The sequence below is a fragment of the Stenotrophomonas maltophilia R551-3 genome (assembly GCF_000020665.1).
Lineage (GTDB): Bacteria > Pseudomonadota > Gammaproteobacteria > Xanthomonadales > Xanthomonadaceae > Stenotrophomonas > Stenotrophomonas maltophilia_L.
In genome coordinates this window covers 4,239,995-4,255,584 of sequence record NC_011071.1, presented here as the reverse complement: position 1 = coordinate 4,255,584, position 15,590 = coordinate 4,239,995, and the positions used below count along the sequence as shown (strand labels likewise).

General features: G+C 61.7%; 15 protein-coding genes. 6 read left to right on the top strand and 9 right to left on the bottom strand.

The features are described from left to right. Window positions 1-83: 83 nt before the first annotated feature. Complete coding sequence (locus SMAL_RS19210) at window positions 84-470, top strand: hypothetical protein (protein WP_012512363.1); 387 nt, start codon at window positions 84-86, stop codon at window positions 468-470. A 124-nt stretch (window positions 471-594) separates the two neighbouring features. Here SMAL_RS19210 and SMAL_RS19205 read toward each other — a convergent pair whose 3' ends face one another. The 4 genes from SMAL_RS19205 to SMAL_RS19190 all read right to left on the bottom strand — a co-directional run bounded on the left by SMAL_RS19205 (window position 595) and on the right by SMAL_RS19190 (window position 6,237). Continuing rightward, window positions 595-2,094 (bottom strand): YifB family Mg chelatase-like AAA ATPase, encoded by a 1,500-nt coding sequence (locus SMAL_RS19205; RefSeq protein WP_012512362.1) that lies wholly within the window; start codon window positions 2,092-2,094, stop codon window positions 595-597. Window positions 2,095-2,300: 206 nt separating this feature from the next. Then, window positions 2,301-4,976: an XVIPCD domain-containing protein gene (locus SMAL_RS19200; protein WP_012512361.1), complete on the bottom strand. Its 2,676-nt coding sequence runs from the start codon at window positions 4,974-4,976 to the stop codon at window positions 2,301-2,303. 41 nt (window positions 4,977-5,017) lie between these two features. Continuing rightward, window positions 5,018-5,680: an imm11 family protein gene (locus SMAL_RS19195; RefSeq protein WP_012512360.1), complete on the bottom strand. Its 663-nt coding sequence runs from the start codon at window positions 5,678-5,680 to the stop codon at window positions 5,018-5,020. Between the two features lie 200 nt (window positions 5,681-5,880). Further along, window positions 5,881-6,237, bottom strand: a complete 357-nt coding sequence (locus SMAL_RS19190) for a hypothetical protein (protein WP_012512359.1) — start codon at window positions 6,235-6,237, stop codon at window positions 5,881-5,883. Window positions 6,238-6,885: 648 nt separating this feature from the next. On the opposite strand from SMAL_RS19190, the gene SMAL_RS19185 reads away from it, so the two are divergent. Both SMAL_RS19185 and SMAL_RS19180 read left to right on the top strand, forming a co-directional pair. After that, window positions 6,886-7,476: a DUF998 domain-containing protein gene (locus tag SMAL_RS19185; protein ID WP_012512358.1), complete on the top strand. Its 591-nt coding sequence runs from the start codon at window positions 6,886-6,888 to the stop codon at window positions 7,474-7,476. Between the two features lie 67 nt (window positions 7,477-7,543). Next, window positions 7,544-7,909, top strand: a complete 366-nt coding sequence (locus SMAL_RS19180; RefSeq protein ID WP_012512357.1) for a hypothetical protein — start codon at window positions 7,544-7,546, stop codon at window positions 7,907-7,909. Between the two features lie 137 nt (window positions 7,910-8,046). Here the strand turns inward: SMAL_RS19180 and SMAL_RS19175 are convergent, their stop codons facing one another. Beyond that, window positions 8,047-10,284 carry an nSTAND3 domain-containing NTPase gene (locus tag SMAL_RS19175; RefSeq protein WP_012512356.1) on the bottom strand — a complete coding sequence of 746 codons (2,238 nt, stop codon included), beginning with the start codon at window positions 10,282-10,284 and terminating at the stop codon, window positions 8,047-8,049. 331 nt (window positions 10,285-10,615) lie between these two features. On the opposite strand from SMAL_RS19175, the gene SMAL_RS19170 reads away from it, so the two are divergent. After that, window positions 10,616-11,050: a DUF4279 domain-containing protein gene (locus SMAL_RS19170; RefSeq protein ID WP_012512355.1), complete on the top strand. Its 435-nt coding sequence runs from the start codon at window positions 10,616-10,618 to the stop codon at window positions 11,048-11,050. A 4-nt stretch (window positions 11,051-11,054) separates the two neighbouring features. On the opposite strand, the gene arr is transcribed toward SMAL_RS19170, so the two are convergent. Continuing rightward, window positions 11,055-11,489, bottom strand: a complete 435-nt coding sequence (gene arr, locus SMAL_RS19165) for an NAD(+)--rifampin ADP-ribosyltransferase (RefSeq protein ID WP_012512354.1) — start codon at window positions 11,487-11,489, stop codon at window positions 11,055-11,057. 125 nt (window positions 11,490-11,614) lie between these two features. Next, entirely contained in the window at window positions 11,615-11,866 is a 252-nt protein-coding gene (gene ubiK / locus SMAL_RS19160) for a ubiquinone biosynthesis accessory factor UbiK (protein ID WP_012512353.1), read from the bottom strand. Window positions 11,867-12,021: 155 nt separating this feature from the next. On the opposite strand from ubiK, the gene SMAL_RS19155 reads away from it, so the two are divergent. Next, window positions 12,022-12,360: a P-II family nitrogen regulator gene (locus SMAL_RS19155; protein WP_005411374.1), complete on the top strand. Its 339-nt coding sequence runs from the start codon at window positions 12,022-12,024 to the stop codon at window positions 12,358-12,360. A 115-nt stretch (window positions 12,361-12,475) separates the two neighbouring features. Here the strand turns inward: SMAL_RS19155 and SMAL_RS19150 are convergent, their stop codons facing one another. Next, window positions 12,476-13,135, bottom strand: coding sequence for an RIO1 family regulatory kinase/ATPase domain-containing protein (locus SMAL_RS19150; RefSeq protein WP_012512352.1), 660 nt, complete (start codon window positions 13,133-13,135; stop codon window positions 12,476-12,478). A 436-nt stretch (window positions 13,136-13,571) separates the two neighbouring features. On the opposite strand from SMAL_RS19150, the gene SMAL_RS19145 reads away from it, so the two are divergent. Then, on the top strand, window positions 13,572-14,477 hold the full coding sequence (locus SMAL_RS19145; protein WP_041864692.1) for an aspartyl/asparaginyl beta-hydroxylase domain-containing protein: 906 nt from the start codon (window positions 13,572-13,574) through the stop codon (window positions 14,475-14,477). Window positions 14,478-14,595: 118 nt separating this feature from the next. On the opposite strand, the gene speE is transcribed toward SMAL_RS19145, so the two are convergent. Continuing rightward, window positions 14,596-15,447, bottom strand: coding sequence for a polyamine aminopropyltransferase (gene speE, locus SMAL_RS19140; protein ID WP_012512350.1), 852 nt, complete (start codon window positions 15,445-15,447; stop codon window positions 14,596-14,598). Window positions 15,448-15,590: the final 143 nt, after the last annotated feature.

Below are 15,590 nucleotides of genomic sequence, written 5' to 3'. Positions count from 1 at the left end.
AAGGGATCCGACCCCAAACCCATCCAGAAACCCGTCTTGCGCAATGGGCAGCGATTTTCTGGCGGCGACGCAAGGTTCCCACAATGTTGCTGGGTCATCCTGTCTACATGGCTCAGTACAACCCGCGATCACCGTTGTTCGACATCCGGAGCCCGGGACGGCCCCGGCAGGCGCTGTCCGCAGCGCCTGTGATCGACCTGCAGGCCGAGTACCAGTTCTGGCACGTCTACGAGCGCGTGGTGCGTCCGTTGCCCGGTGGCGGGCTGCGGCGGGCCTGGCTGGTGTGCCAGAAGGTGTACCGGGACCGGTGGCAGCACCCGGACGACAGCGACGAGGCGGCGTTGTCGCGGGTGTTGTTCGGCGGGAACATGACGGCTGACCGGGCGTCGGAGCTGGCGGAGCTGCACGCGCTGGTCAGCCGTCGGGTGGCGTTGCTGGCGAGGCGTGGGCGGGTGGATTCCGCGGCGTGATGCCTGCCCTTGGTGGGGTCGACTGTTAGTCGACCGCTCTTTGCATCTACTTCACAGAAGGCCGCGCTTCGCGCGCGAGTCGACCAACGGTCGACTCCACCAAGAGCCAACCCGACCGGCATTTCTAAGGCTTTCCCCGATCCAACTGCCGGTAACCGATCGCCTCAGCCAGATGCGCCGTCTGGATCGTTTCACAACCCGCCAGATCAGCAATCGTGCGCGCCACCCGCAGAATCCGGTGCATCGCCCGCGCAGAAAGCTGCAGACGCTCAATCGCCTGCTCCAACAGATCCTGATCGGCCTCGCTCAGCTTCGTGCACGCCCGCAGCGCCGCCGGTGGCAGATGGGCATTGAGCCCGCCACGCGCCTGCTGCCGGGCGTGCGCGGCTTCCACCCGTGCGCGTACCGATGCACTGGGCTCACCCAGCGGCGTGCTCTCGCGCAGCTCCACCGCATCCATGCGCGTCACGCCGATATGCAGATCGATTCGGTCCAGCAACGGACCGGACACGCGTGCGCGATAGCGGTTGATCCGCTCATCGCTGCACAGGCAGCGATTGCTGCGGTCACCGGCCCAGCCACACGGGCAGGGGTTCATCGCTGCCACAAGCTGGAACCGCGCCGGATACTGCACGCTGCGCGCCGCGCGGGCGATGCGAATGTGGCCGGACTCCAGCGGCTCGCGCAGGGTTTCCAACGCACTGCGGTTCCACTCTGGAAGCTCATCGAGGAAAAGGACACCATGATGGGCCAGCGAGATTTCACCGGGGCAGGGGGGATTGCCGCCACCCACCAGCGCCGCCGCACTGGCACTGTGGTGCGGCGCCCGAAAGGGCCGCTGCCGCCATCGTCTTGGGTCCAACCCTTCGCCACTGACTGAGGCAATCGCAGCCAGCTGCAACGCCTCGACTTCCTCGGTGTCCGGCAACAGGCTGGGCAGGCGTGAGGCCAGCAGCGTCTTGCCGCAGCCTGGACTGCCGATCAACAACAGATGGTGCCCACCCGCTGCGGCAACTTCCAATGCGCGTCGTGCATGCGCCTGCCCGCGCACGTCGGCCAGATCGGGCAGCGGTAACGGCGTCGTGTCCACGCGCTCTACGGGCGGCAGCAGGCGTGGGTTCCCCAACCCAGCGCAGCATTCCAGCAGCGTGCGCGCCACTCGCACATCAGCGTGCTCGGCCAGAGCTGCTTCTGCCGCATTCCCGGGTGGCACCACCAGAATGCGCCCTGCCTCTGCTGCCGCAATCGCGGCCGGCAGCGCTCCGGCTACCGGCCGCAGTTCACCGGTCAGGCCAAGCTCGCCCAGGAATTCGTACTGAAGCAGCGACTGCGGATCGACCTGGCCGCTGGCCGCTAGAATGCCCAGTGCAATGGCCAGGTCGTAGCGGCCGCCTTCCTTGGGCAGGTCGGCCGGCGCGAGATTCAACGTGATGCGCCGCTGCGGAAAGTCGAAGCGCGCGCAGAGCAGGGCAGCACGCACGCGCTCGCGCGATTCGCGCACGCTGGTCTCGGCCAAGCCCACGATCTGCGTGGCAGGCAGGCCGCCAGAGAGGTGCACTTCCACCCGCACCAGTGGGGCATCGACCCCGGCGCGGGCACGGCTGTGGACCAGCGCCAGGCTCATGTGTGGGTTCCTGCGAAGAGACGCTTGATGGTGCGGCAGGTGCTCTGCGCAGGGATATCGGGGATTGTTGGCGACGCAGCTAGGAGGATTCCGACAGGTGCCTGGAGCCAGCCTTCTTCCTTCGCGGCACCCAGTCTCTGCAACGTGAGCGCCGGAACTCGCCCGGTATCAAGTGGATCGACGTTGATCAGCCAGAACCGCTGCCATCAGCCCATCCGCGGCCCCTGCCGGCTCTCTTCCTGCTGCCGCTCCTGCGCTTGCGCCAGCTGCTGCGACTGCTCCCGGTCCTGAGCGCCGAGGCTCCGGTTGGCCGCTGCATATTGCTGCTCCGGTGCGATCGCCAAGGCGTCCTGTGTTGGCATCTGCACCCGGTTGGCGGCAGGGTCTGATGACGCGCCCAGCCCGGAGCGCGTCACGAACAGCGTGGTACCCGCAGCACGGGTTTCGGTGGCTTCACTCAATGCCATGTCTACTGTGTCGCCGGGCTTGAACCCGGCTTCTGCCGCAAGCCGGTAGGCGCTGGCCAGCAGGCGGTCGCTGCTCTGGTCCCACGGCTTGTTGTTCCTTTCATCCAGCATGGCTACCGACGAGCGCAACTGCTCCAGCAGCCCGCTGCCACCTGGGCGCAGGGCTGTGCTGTGGTGCCGGTCTACGTCAGCGTCGTGCTGCGTGGCAGGCCTGGAGGTGTGTGGCGAAGGTGCATCCGGTGCGACGCCCGCAGGTTGCTGCTCTTGTTCTGAGGTCGTGCGCCGCACGTGTGCCTGAGCAATCTCCTCTGGCGTGGTGACGGAAACGATCTGCATGCGCTCGTCATCTTTCCCAGCCAGTGTGGCCAGCGAGCCATCCTTCTGTACCTGCAGCGTGAACGTGCCGAAGTCGGGCACGGCGCGTGCGTGATCCTGGGCAACGGCGGCTACGGCGTCATCAATCTCTTCGGCACTGCGCACAATGCCGGCACTACGGTAGGCGTCCACCACCTGGCTGCGCAGGCCGTACTCGGTCGGCGTGGGGTTGGCCCGGGCGATGTCGGCCATGGACGTCAGCTCCTGTACGCCGGCCTGCTGGCTCTGGCGCGTACGATTGAGCTCCTCAATGATGCTGCCCTCGGCCGGGTTGGTGCCATACACCCAACCCGGCGTTTGCCACTGCCCGTTGGCATCCTGCGTGTACTTCTCGCCGTTGGAGGCGCGCAGGGGCTGCGTCTGGGTCAGCGCGTTGGTGATCACCTCCGGTACCGGCTCAATGGTGGCGAACTCGTGCCAGTTGTACTGGTTGAACGCCACCTGGTAACGGGCGGCGAGCGCCTCCGGCGTGTTCAAGGCGTTCTGGGCAATGATGCGCTGCGATTCCCGTTCCAGTTGGTCGGACTTTTCCGGGCCGACGGGCACGCTGTAGTCAAAGGGGACGCGTCCATCAATCATTGAGTGGATGGAGAGGTTCCATTCGCCGTTGTGCGGATTGCGCACGTAGTGTCGGTTGGTTTCAAACGGCTCGCGCGGGGGCATGCTCTCGCCGCTTGCATCAAGCTTGAAAGGGTTCTGCGGCTTGGGCAGGTTGGCCATGCCCAGTGAATAGGAGTCGTTGGCGGCTTTGTAGTTCAGCTCGTCCACCAGCCGGCCACCGGCGACCATCGTGATCTCGCGGTAGCTTCCGTCGGGCTGCGGTGTGCGCACGCTGCGGCTCCAGGTGCCCTCTGCATCCTCCGGGTCGCGGCTCCATTCGTTGCCGCTGCGGTCCACCTGGGTGTAAACGGCTTTCTTGTCCTGGTACTGGGCCCAGTACTCACCGGCGAAGCCGCCGGCCACGCCGCCCAGCAGTCCGGTAGCCAGCGCACCTGGTCCGGTCCACGAGCCGGTAACGACTCCGTACCCTGCGCCCAACAGGAAGCCGCCGCCAAAGCCACCCGCAGTGCGCCCCACGAAGTGGGTGGCCGCAGATTTTGCGCCGGCGTCGTTGCCCTCGCTGCGCAACTCGGCCACGCGGTGGCCGGTGATGGCGAAGTCCACGGCCAGTGCGGCGACGCCCGCGGCCCCGAGTACGCGGGCGCCGGTAATCTGTCCGCGCGCGGCGGCAGCTTCGGCGGCACCTTCTGCAGCGCCCGCTCGCCCTGCAGAGCCAGCCAGTTCCGGAGCCGTGCTTGCCGGGCCAGGGCGCACGATGGTCAGTGGCATTTCCGGGTTGAACGCAGTGCGTACGCGGGCAGCGGTGTGCTCGGTCAGCGGCAGGCGACCGCCCTGGTTGGCCTCCTGAATCGCGGTGCCCATCGATGCGCGGCCACCCCAGCGCTCGCTCAGGGTCGAGTTGCCGGGTTCGTCGATGGCATCCAGCGCCGCCTTCACATTGGCTTCGGACTGGGTGACAGCGCGCCAGCGCAACTCGGAGGGGTTGAGGGTCTTCAGTTCCGCAATCTGCGCGGCGTGGGTGCGCTGGTAGCCGTCCAGATCGGAGAAGAAGGTGCGGATCTTGGCGTTGGCTTCCGCCGCGGTCATGTTCTCGGGCGTGTTGGTGACCAGGTCGCCGTTGAGGATGCCGGCGCGAAGGGTGTATTCCAGGTCCTGGATGCGGGCACCCATACGCTCGACGGCGGCAGCGCGCACATCCGGCGGAGAATCCTTCGCCAGCAGGGTTCGGCCATCGTAGGTTTCCGTGAGGTCCTCGAGAACGAACTTCAGTTGATCCGAGTAGGCACTCAACGGGCCGCCTGAGTGTGGCGAAATACCCAGGCGGGTTGCCAGCGCGGGGTTCGCGGGCAGGTTGAGAATGTTGTTGGGTCCGTGGAGCGTGAAATGACCACTCCTGGCAAGCGACTTCAGCAGTTGGCTTTGCTCGAACGCATTCTGTTCGATCAGATGGTGTCCCTGAAAAACCGGTGTGTCGGCCATGCGCACCACCTCGTTCAAGAATCCGTTTGAAGGAGCTCGTCTTAGAGATCGGCTACATCACGCAGCCGTACGCCGGAGAAATTGGCCGCAGCCAATGCATCAAACATCGCGCGGTCGCAGATGGGCGGTGCGCCCATGCGATCCTGGCGGAAGATATGGGCATCGCCCACAACGTCCTGTTTGAACACCAGGCTGGCTCCTCCAACGAGGCTGTAAAGCTTCTCGTCCTCGCCGGTCTGATAGTTGTGGTCGAGCTTGATTCTCACGCGGGAAGCGGCTTCATCCAGGGCATCGAGCCTGCGCAGCACATTGCCCAGGTAGTACCGAGGGCCGGGGCTGCCGTCGGCAAGGCTGAAGTCGCAGGCCACAAAGGCAAACGCTTCGGGGTCCATCCGTTCAAACAGCTGCTTCAACGGCTCCGACACAATCCAGATGCCTGCGAGCTCTTCCAGATCGCGTGGCATTGCGCCCTTCTCAGGTACATGAACCAGGTGGGGACGCTCCGGATACTGGTCTGGCGTTCCGTCAGGACGCGAGACGACATTCATCCCCGGATCGATCAGCTTCTCTTCGTTGGCGATCTCTACACCGGGAACCTTACCGTTGCCCAGGAGGCCGGCGTCGATCAGGAAGAATTCGCCCTTGTGAGATGCGGCTTCGGTTGAAACTTCAGTGGCGGTCGATTCGGTCACGGGGGCGTCCATCTATGGATGCGGGGGCAGAACGGGAAAGCCGTTGGACCGATGCTAGCTGGGCTTCAGTGCAGCCACAAGTTGCGCCGAAACGGTGCCCGAGGTGCCCGATTCGCGTGAATCCCGGGAAAGTTCGGAACAATGCAGAAGAGGGCGCTGCGATTCATTCGTCACTCCGCACACAGACAGAAAACGCCGCGCCATATGCGCGCTCAATCCTTGGGTCGCATTCGCTCGTGGATGAAGGCGGTCAGCGCGAGGTCGGCCATCACCAGCCCCTCCATCACCCGGTCGCCCACGTACTGCTCCGGCTCGCCGTTCTGGCGCGTGCGCTCGGCCGCCAGCAGGATCTCCTGCACGATGCGTTGGCCGGTGAGCGCGCAGTCGGCGTCGGACAACTGCATCTGCCGGCTGCGCAGGTGATGCCGCTCGGGCCAAGGCTGTCCGTCGGCCGCAGCGCCAGCGCCGATGGCGTGCAGGCTGGCGATGAGGCTGTTCGGATCCAGGGCCGGAGCGGCCGAGGGCGCTTCCTGGATGGGGCGCGGGGGCGGGGAGTGTGGCGTGGTCATGACGGGCTCCGTGCAAGCAGGCGGAAGCCGCCACCGATAAAGGTGGCGGGCAGAGCGTGGCTCGAAAACCGGGCTATTAGGAAGAAACCGGCGGGCACAAGGCCCCCACGCCCCGCCCGCCATAGCCGGCAGACGGAATGCCAGCCGACACCACGCAAGGCGATGCCGGCTGGCAAGTGCAAACAACATCCTAATAGCTCGGGTTTTCGAGGCCCGGCCACCCGTTTTCGGTGGCGATACCAGAGTTGCCTGACGTAGTTGGGAATGCCAAGGGGTAGGGGTCAATGCCGCCAAAACCCGAGACGTTTTCGGCATTGTCGCATAGCGTGGAAAGGGGCGAGAGCCTTGGTGTGCTAGGCGGAACGGCACTTCTGGAACGGAGTCGACAGAACCTTCCGTCAGAGATGTAAGGCGCGGCAAATGCGACAGCACTCGCCCATCGGACATGTGTGATCGCTCATGCAACCGAACCGCTGCGACACCCGCTGGATGGTTTAAATGACTTCTTGCCTATTGAACCTTCCGAGTGCCGCGCGCAATCTGACTACTGCTGTAGTCACTCACAATCGTCCTGCCCGCAGTAGGAAGGTTCTGCGGCGTTCGTCTGGATTCCACCCACTGGCACAGGCCAAACAAGGACCACCGTACGTGTCACGCCGCAGCCGACTGCTTCTCTGCGCGGGTCTGGTCCCGCTTCCGTGGTTCCTGTTCTGGACCAGCGTTGCCGCCGTATTCGCGCCGGGCTACAACCCGCTTGCACAGCACGCCAGCGAACTGCTGCAGGCGCCGACGCTCGCAAGCATCTGCGCCAGGATTGCTGCCATTGGCTCCGGTGTGGGCTTCGTAGCATTTGCCATCGGGGCATGGCGGGAGTCCGGCCGCCGGATTGCCGTGGGTGCGATCTGCTGGATGATCTTTGGCATCTCCATGCTGACCAACGGGCTCTGGCCCATGGGCCATCCGATGCACGGCTTCTACACCATCGGTATCGCAAACATCATTGCACCGGCGATGTCGCACATCGAATTGAGCGCCTGGTCTGCCAACCGAAGGGCGTACGCCGTGACCGCTGCGGTGAGCATCGCGGGGATTGTCTATCTCTGGTTGAACGTGGTTGGCGCGGACCCGGAAGGCTATCGGGGGCTGACCCAGCGCCTGTTCTCGTCGATCAACTCGCTGTGGCCATTCCTGGTGGCGTTGTACCTGGTGCGCCGCAATTCGAGCGCGCTGGAGACGTAGTCGGCGCATTGATGAAAGAGCATGCAGGCACATGGACGATTATTGAGCGTGTGGAGTTGAGAAAGGGATGAGGATTTTTCGCCGTCAGCTGATCTACGTTCGAGTGCACCAGGACCACTTCATTGCGCGCGTGGTGGGTGGAGACAGGACCATCCGTCGCCAGTGCCACGCGCTTGGTAATCGCGCGGGTCCGATCAAGGACTTCTCGAATATCCGGCCCCTGCTCAAGGCGATCTTCTCGGAACTCCTGCCCGGGTTCTCTTTCGTCAAGCCGTGGGGGATTCTGCACTTTGATCCGGTGGAGTACCCGATCACGAAGGAAGAACTGGCCGGGTTTCAGAAGGCTGCCATGCAAAGTGGTGTGAGCTTCTGTTTTCTCTCCACGTGGGAACAACGGCATGAAGACAGGGATCTGTTGGAGCTGTTCAAGTAGGGACCGGCACGAAAATTCTTTCAGGGCCAAACTGCTTCGCGATTGGGCGTGGTTGGAGATATTGCGAGCGTCCGCTCCTAGCCGGAAGCGGGCACCGAGTGCGATTGGTGGTTGTCTACTGCGTCTTGGTGGGGGAGCTAGCTTCTATCGAACAAGTCGTCAATGTCTCTGGCCATATTGCCGCCACCGTAATAGCTTCGATCATTCTCCTCTTCGCGGCCTCGGAAGTACCCGTACGCCTGATCATCAAAATCGTAGCTGTCGGTTATCTCTAGCACCAAGTCTTCATCTTCAGATAATCCAACTTTCTCTAGGCGCAAGCGGAGCTGATCCTTGAGTTGCGTCTTTGCTTCCCACCAGTCCTCATCCCAGGAGAGACCTTCGAACACATCCTCGGCGGGGAACTCATAATAAATTTGGTCAAGAAAGAAGGCCAGAACCGCCTCTCTGAAAGTACCGTTTGTTGCCGGCACACGGCCAGACGCATCCATCAAGCTGGCGAGCTTGCTAAGCTCGTCCATCGAAGGATCTTTGTCGCATGCCTGTTCAATGAAGGCATCAATCGAGATTGGTGCAGAGAGCCCGTGGCTCCTGGCAATAATGTACAGATCAATAATTTCTTCAAACTGTCGGGGTAGATCCTCCGCATCGACAAATGCTGACGCTCTTCCTATTAGCGCTATGTCATGCTCAGAGACGGTGCGATTATTCTTATACAAGAAAGTGTATAGGCGAGCAACGTATAGTGATGAGTATCCGACATAATCCGAGGCATCCGCGTCACCTGCAATTGAACTTAGGAGTGTGCGGGTGAATTTGTTGTCCAAGGTTGAGTTCGCGAGTAGCGATATGGCGGTGGTTAGTGAGTCAGTGGTCCTTAATGAGCTAATGGCATCGCCAATAACCTTCGGATCCGATTTATATCGTCTAAGTAGAAAATCTCGAATTGAAGGGTTGAAGAGGCTTATGATTTCCCGGCTGGAGTGAACCGTCCGGTTTAGCATTGAGCCGCAAAGCTGTCTGAGATTTCGAATGAAATCTTGCTGGCCCCTCGCTGAGGAAAATGATTTTCGATTTACATGCCTGTAGTAGGCGTCTGACAAATCGCCCTGACTAATTGCCCGTCCGTTAAGTGCGACCAATATAATGAGCGCTCTCCCATAGTCGTCGTGCTGTGCATCGAACGGATGCGACCAAACATCGGCGGGATTGTTCAGCATCTCTAGTGTGTGGGGCCAGAACTCAGCGACTGGAATGTCTTCCAGTCGGTGGCTGTCGGTTATATAAGAGATGATTCGCGGGTTGTAATTCTTGTGATTAATTATAGCCCAGTACCTTTTGTCTTTGTAGATCTCCTCCCTGTATTCGTGACCCATGTCTGAATGCCACATCTGGTTGTAAAGAATTTTCGCCTTCTCGATGACGGTCATGGATTGGAGCGATATTTCGAATTCATCCTTGGCGATGTTCTGATCCGACAGAGCTCCGATCAGCATCTTTCCTTGATTTAGAATCGTGGTTCTCGATGTCAGGATGAATCGCTTTGACGGGTCTGATTTAACTCTCCTGATAAACTGAGATATCTGAGTCCCGAATCCTCCTGAAATAGCATCCAAGTAGTTGCTCCCCAGGAAGTCGTCGAAATAAAAAATTTGCCGCTTCCCTTTCTGGAAAACGCTTTCAGACTCGTCGACTCTGTCGGATATAGAGAAAATTTCATAACCATCTGACGCGTAGGGTAAGAGCAGGTTTCGAGCGAGGGTGGTCTTCCCAACTCCAGCATCTCCTGTGATTATTACGACATTCTTATTATTAAGTTTAGTGAGGGCGGCATCGTGACTGCCAGTTTGCACGTAACGAGCCCTCTGCTCCACGATTTCAGAAAGGAGGAAGTCGCTGCGACCATGAATCGCTGAATTGAGCAGCGTCTGGAGAACAGTTGTGCTCGCGAGCCACAATTTGTAGTGGCGTCGCTCAACTTCCGACTCCCTGCTGAGGATGTCGTTAAGATCCTCTGCGCCCAAGATGTTAGACTCTGATGCGATATAGGGTGAAAATATCTTGAATATTCTATTCTTGTCCGCTCTTGATAGCGGGAGTGAAGTCGCGATAAAGTATTGGATTGGTTTTATTTTGGCGACTTTTGCAGCCTCGGATTTTTCAAGATGTCTTATAAGGTGATCAATGGGAGTGTTCACCCAGTGTTTGCACTGAAGAACAACCTCGCCATCTGGGGAGAAATAGCGGCCATCCACTCCACCGTCTCTGCCGGGTTTAAAACGTTCAAAGTTCTTTGAGAGCATCCTGCTGAGCAGGTCGCAGCACAAAACTTCGAATTCTTTGTCGTTCAGTGTTCTGAAGTCGTATGAGGTCATATTCTTTGATTTCGTAGTTGTTATCGACGACCTGGGTATGGATGCTGAGGGTGCTTAGCAAGCGCTGACTTTCTGAGCTCCAGTTCTATCAGCGATGTGCCGTTGACTTCCGTGTCTAGTGATAGTCACGGTATAAGTAAAATTTTCATTCGGCTTCTTGCAACGGTAATCAATTCTAGGCTGACGGGGAAGATCTGTTTTGGGCCTGAATCGCCCAGGGGACTGTAGACAATTGTTGCCCATCTGGTGGTCCGCTTGCGGCCGATAGCTGATCTGACGTCGATGAGACGTACAGATTGGAAGAGATTCGGAAAAATACAACTGCATACCCATGGCCGCATTCGATCATTCCCTGGTAACCCTCCGATTCTTCGGAGACGACCTCCTGCCCGAGGAAGTCAGTGCCTTGCTCGGAGCGACTCCAACTGCATCGCATCACAAGGGCCAGGAAATCAGAGGCAGCCAATCAGGCTCCGTGCGTACCGCCAGGACCGGAAGCTGGCGACTCAGTGCCCCTCGGCGTGAACCTGAAGATCTGGAAGCGCAGATCTTCGAGATCCTCGATCAGCTCACCGGCGATCTCGCCGTATGGCAGTCTCTGGCGCGCTTCCGGCCTGATCTGTTCTGCGGTCTTTTCATGGGCAGCAGCAACGGTGGTGTCTCGCTTTCGCCCCGCGCGCTGCTCGCCATTGGTGAGCGCGGCATTGAGCTCGGGCTGGACATCTATGAAGCCGATGAAGAAGTGCGCAACGCCCAACGCCAGTAGGTCATCAATTGATGATCTCCCCACTCCCCGAAGCAACAAACGCCCTCAACTGCCGAACGAATTCAGCGTCGTAAAGCTCCCATTCCACAATCTCCCCCACAACCCGCAACGGCTGCGCACTCCGATACGACCGCGTCGGGTTGCCGGGAAACTTCTTGTTGGTCACGTTCGGGTCGTCTTCAAACGGCCCGGTCGGCTCCACCACATACACGCGTGGCCGCCCTTCACCCCGGGCCATCTCCGCAGCCAGCCCGGCGCCCTTGGCAATCGTGGTGAAGTAGATGTGGTTCATCACCACGCTGTCGCGATAGTTGGAGCGGTAGCCCGCACTCAGCAACTCGCCCGCCGCCAGATCAGCGCGGGTGCCATGGTAGAACGGCCCGGCGACCTGGTCGCAGGTGTCATGCGAAACGGGTGTCCATTCGGTGTCCTGCGCCATCGGCACTGCCCCTGCGTGTCCTGCCGGATCGACAGGCCGGCGAGTCTAGGGCGCCCGGTGGGCCTTGCTGCAAGGCCCCATCCGGGAAATACTCTATAGTGGGAGGCGCGGTGCGCCTCCTTTTTTCATTCTGCGGTGCCGCGTCCTTCCAGTTCGCGCACGGCGGTTTCCAGCGCATCCAGCTTCTCGCGGGTCTTCAGCAGCACGGCGCGCTGCACTTCGAATTCCTCGCGGGTGACCAGGTCGAGCTTGGCCAGGCCGGCCTGCAGCGCGCTCTTGAAGGTGGCCTGCAGTTCCTCGCGCGATTCGCGCAGGCCCGGCGGCACCAGGTCGCTGAGGCGACGGGCGAGGTCATCGATTTGGTTCAGGTCGATCATGGGGTGCTCCGTGGGGGTGGGCCCGTGCATCCGGCGCGGGCAGGCCATTCGGGCACAAGGATACTGCCGGCACCCACTGCCCGGACAGGCCGCAGCGGCTTCGCACGGGCCGTGTTCAGGCGCTATCCTCCACGCCGGAAGACAGGAGATAAGCGATGAAGATGGTCATGGCGGTGATCAAGCCGTTCAAGCTCGACGACGTGCGCGAAGCGCTGGCCGAGCGTGGGGTTACCGGCATCACGGTGACGGAAGTGAAGGGCTTTGGTCGCCAGAAGGGCCATACCGAGCTGTACCGCGGCGCGGAGTATGTGGTCGATTTCCTGCCGAAGGTGAAGCTGGAAGTGGCGGTGACCGATGACCAGGTTGAGGCCGTGGTTGAGGCGATCGTGAAGGCGGCAGGCACCGGGAAGATTGGTGACGGCAAGGTGTTCGTGTACGACCTGGGGAGCGTGGTGCGTATTCGTACCGGTGAGTTGGACGCGGACGCGTTGTAACCCGGTTTCTGTAGAGTCGAGCCATGCTCGACTGCATTTCGCGCGATGCAGGAAGAGCAGTCGAGCATGGCTCGACTCTACAAGGAGCGGTAAAGCGGTCGAGCAAGCTCGACCCCTACCGGCGCTTGGCCCACTTGTAGAACCGCTTCCAGCCCTGGCGCACGGCGGCGACCCAGCCGGGGTCGGCCACGAGCGCGGCCTGCGCAGCATTCGGCGCCTGGCCGGTTACGCGCTGGCGGATCTTCAGCAGGTTCTTCATGTCGCTGCGGCGCATCTGGCGGCTCAGTGGGTTGCGGCGCAGCCAACGCGGGGCCCGCCAGGCCGAGGTGAAGTCCAGCAGCACCGGCACGCCGCCACTGACCACCACATTTGTGCCATGCAGGTCGTTATGGGTAATGCCGGCGGCGTGCAAACGGCTGAGCGCGTGCTGCAGCTGCTCGAACACTTCATTGCCCACGGCCTGCGCAGTGCTCAGGGTCTGGCCGGGAATGAACTCCATGCCCAGCGCCAGGCCACCGAGGGTGCCGAGCAGCGCGGGGGCATGCTTCCAGCCGCCGAGGCGCTGCAGCATGCGGGCTTCACGTCGCACCATCAGTCGCGCGATCAGTGAAACGGGAGTGCCGCGGTAGCGGGAATAGTCCTTGATGACCGCCTCGCGCCCGTCCAGGCAAGTGCGGTAGACGTCGGGGGCCAGGAAGCGTTCGCCGCGCTTGAGCAGCAGCGGGGTGGCGGCGTCATCGCCGCAGGAGGAGGGGGGGAGAGCAGGAAGATACATGTCGGGGTCTCGGACGACCCGGTGGGTGGCGCAAAGCGTCAAGCGAACCGGTGTTACAGGGAGTTACTAAGTTTTCGTTAATTTTAGTACTCGCCAGTTCGCTATTCCACGATTTGTCGGAGAAATGTCGGGGTCGTGGCTGGAACAGTTCGTCGCGCTCAATCGGACAATTATGTCTCACTTGGCCGATGGTTCTCTCAGAATCAATAGGTTGCGTGTCGCTCCGCTTCGTTCATCCGCGGCCCGCTGAACGTCACGCACGTCCAGCTTGACCCCGACGCACGGCCTGCCGACCATAAGCTGTTAATTCGCGACATCGGCGGCCGCCCCTTCCTGGCACGTCCCCGTCCCCTGCCGCGGTCCCCACCGGTGCTGGCCGTCCGGCCGTGCATCGCCCTGTTTCCCGTTCCGGCTGCGGCTGGAGGAAAGTGCTTTGATCATCAAAATCGTCATCGCAGCGCTGTTCGTCGCCTGCGTGCTGTACATCCACTTCCGTGGCAAGGTCCGCGCGCGCTGGTCGCGCCAGCTGCTGGACCATTCCAGCTTCATGGCCCCCATCAACGTGGTCATGTACATGTTCTCGAAGGTGCCGACCACGCCGTTCCTGGACCCGGCCAAGGAATTCCCGCAGCTGGAGCCGCTGCGTCAGAACTGGCAGATGATCCGCGACGAGGCGCTGGCGTTGCGCGATGCGCAGGCGATCGCGGCCTCCAGCACGTTCAACGATGCCGGCTTCAATTCGTTCTTCCGCCGTGGCTGGAAGCGCTTCTACCTGAAGTGGTATGGCCCGTCGCACCCGTCGGCCAAGGCGATGTGCCCGAAGACCACGGCGCTGCTGGAGTCGCTGCCGGACGTGCGTGCGGCGATGTTCGCGCAGCTGCCGTCGGGCAGCGAACTGCGCCCGCACCGCGACCCGTTCGCCGGTTCGCTGCGCCTGCACCTGGGCCTGGCCACGCCCAACAACGACGGCTGCTACATCGAAGTGGACGGCATCAAGAAGAGCTGGCGCGACGGCGAGTGGATGATGTTCGACGAGACCTACATCCACCACGCGCACAACGAGACGCCGGATGATCGCGTGATCCTGTTCTGCGACATCGCCCGCCCGCTGCGCTTCGGCCTGCCGGGCCTGTTCAACCGCGCGGTGGCGGCCACGCTGCTGGCCGGTGGTGTCTCGCCGAACCTGCCGGGTGACCCGACCGGTGGCGTCAACAAGGCCTTTGGCAGCGTCTACAAGGTGCGCCTGAAGGCCAAGGCACTGCGCGAGCGCAGCGTGGTGGCGTATCAGGTCATCAAGTGGGGCCTGGTGTTGGCGGTGATCGCCGGTATCTGGGCGCTTTGATCGTTACATGAGGTTGCCGGCCAGCGGCCGGCACTACCGGAACATGAAAAAACCCGCGCTGTCGCCAGCGCGGGTTTTTCTTTTGCATGGGCGGGTGCCGACCGTTGGTCGGCACGCATTACTTCAGCGCCGCCTGCACGAACGGCGGGGTCACCAGCACGCCGGTGTGCAGCGCGGCGGTGTAGTACAGGGTCTCGAAGGTTTTGGCGGCCGAGTCGGCCTGGCGGAAGTCGAAGCTGCTTTCGCCCTTGCGCGCCAGGGTCACGCTCCACCAGCCGGTGGGGTAGCACGGCTGCGGGAACGGCAGGGTCTTGAACGAGCCGAAGCCGGCCTTGCCCATCTCGGTGCGCATTTCGTTGATCAGCTCCAGCTGCATCAGCGGCGATTCGGACTGCTGCACCAGGATGCCGTCGTCCTTCAGGGCCTTGAAGCAGCTTGCGTAGAAGGCCTTGTTGAACAGGCCTTCACCTGGGCCGACCGGATCGGTCGAGTCCACGATCACCACGTCCACGCTGCCAGCCGGGCAGTTGGCCATGTAGGCCACGCCGTCGTCGAACAGCAGCTCGGCGCGCGCGTCATCGTTGGAGTCGCACAGTTCCGGGAAGTGCTTGCGCGCCATCACCGTCACCTGCTCGTCGATATCGCACTGGGTCACGCTCTCCACGCCCTTGTGCTTGAGCACTTCGCGCAGGGTGCCGCAGTCGCCACCGCCGATGATCACCACGCGCTTGGGCGCGGCGTGGGTGAACAGCACCGGGTGGCTGATCATCTCGTGGTAGAAGAAGTTGTCCTTGCTGGTCAGCATGATGGCCCCGTCGATGGTCATCAGGTTGCCCCAGTCGGTGGTCCGGAAGATCTCGATCTTCTGGAACGGCGACTGCACCTCGTCCAGCTTGCCGGTGATGCGGTAGCCGATGGCCGAGCCCGTGCGCTCGAAGTGTTCGATGTACCAGTTGTTGCTGTCAGTCATGGGAAAACAGTCCTGTTCGGAGGGGTGAAGCCGGGCTGGCGGGCGGGGCCGCGTGGCACAGATGCCACATCCGGACGGATCGGCCCGTTCAGGTTGGAACCTGCCACGGGCGCGGGCGCGCATGATAACGAACCTGTGGGCAT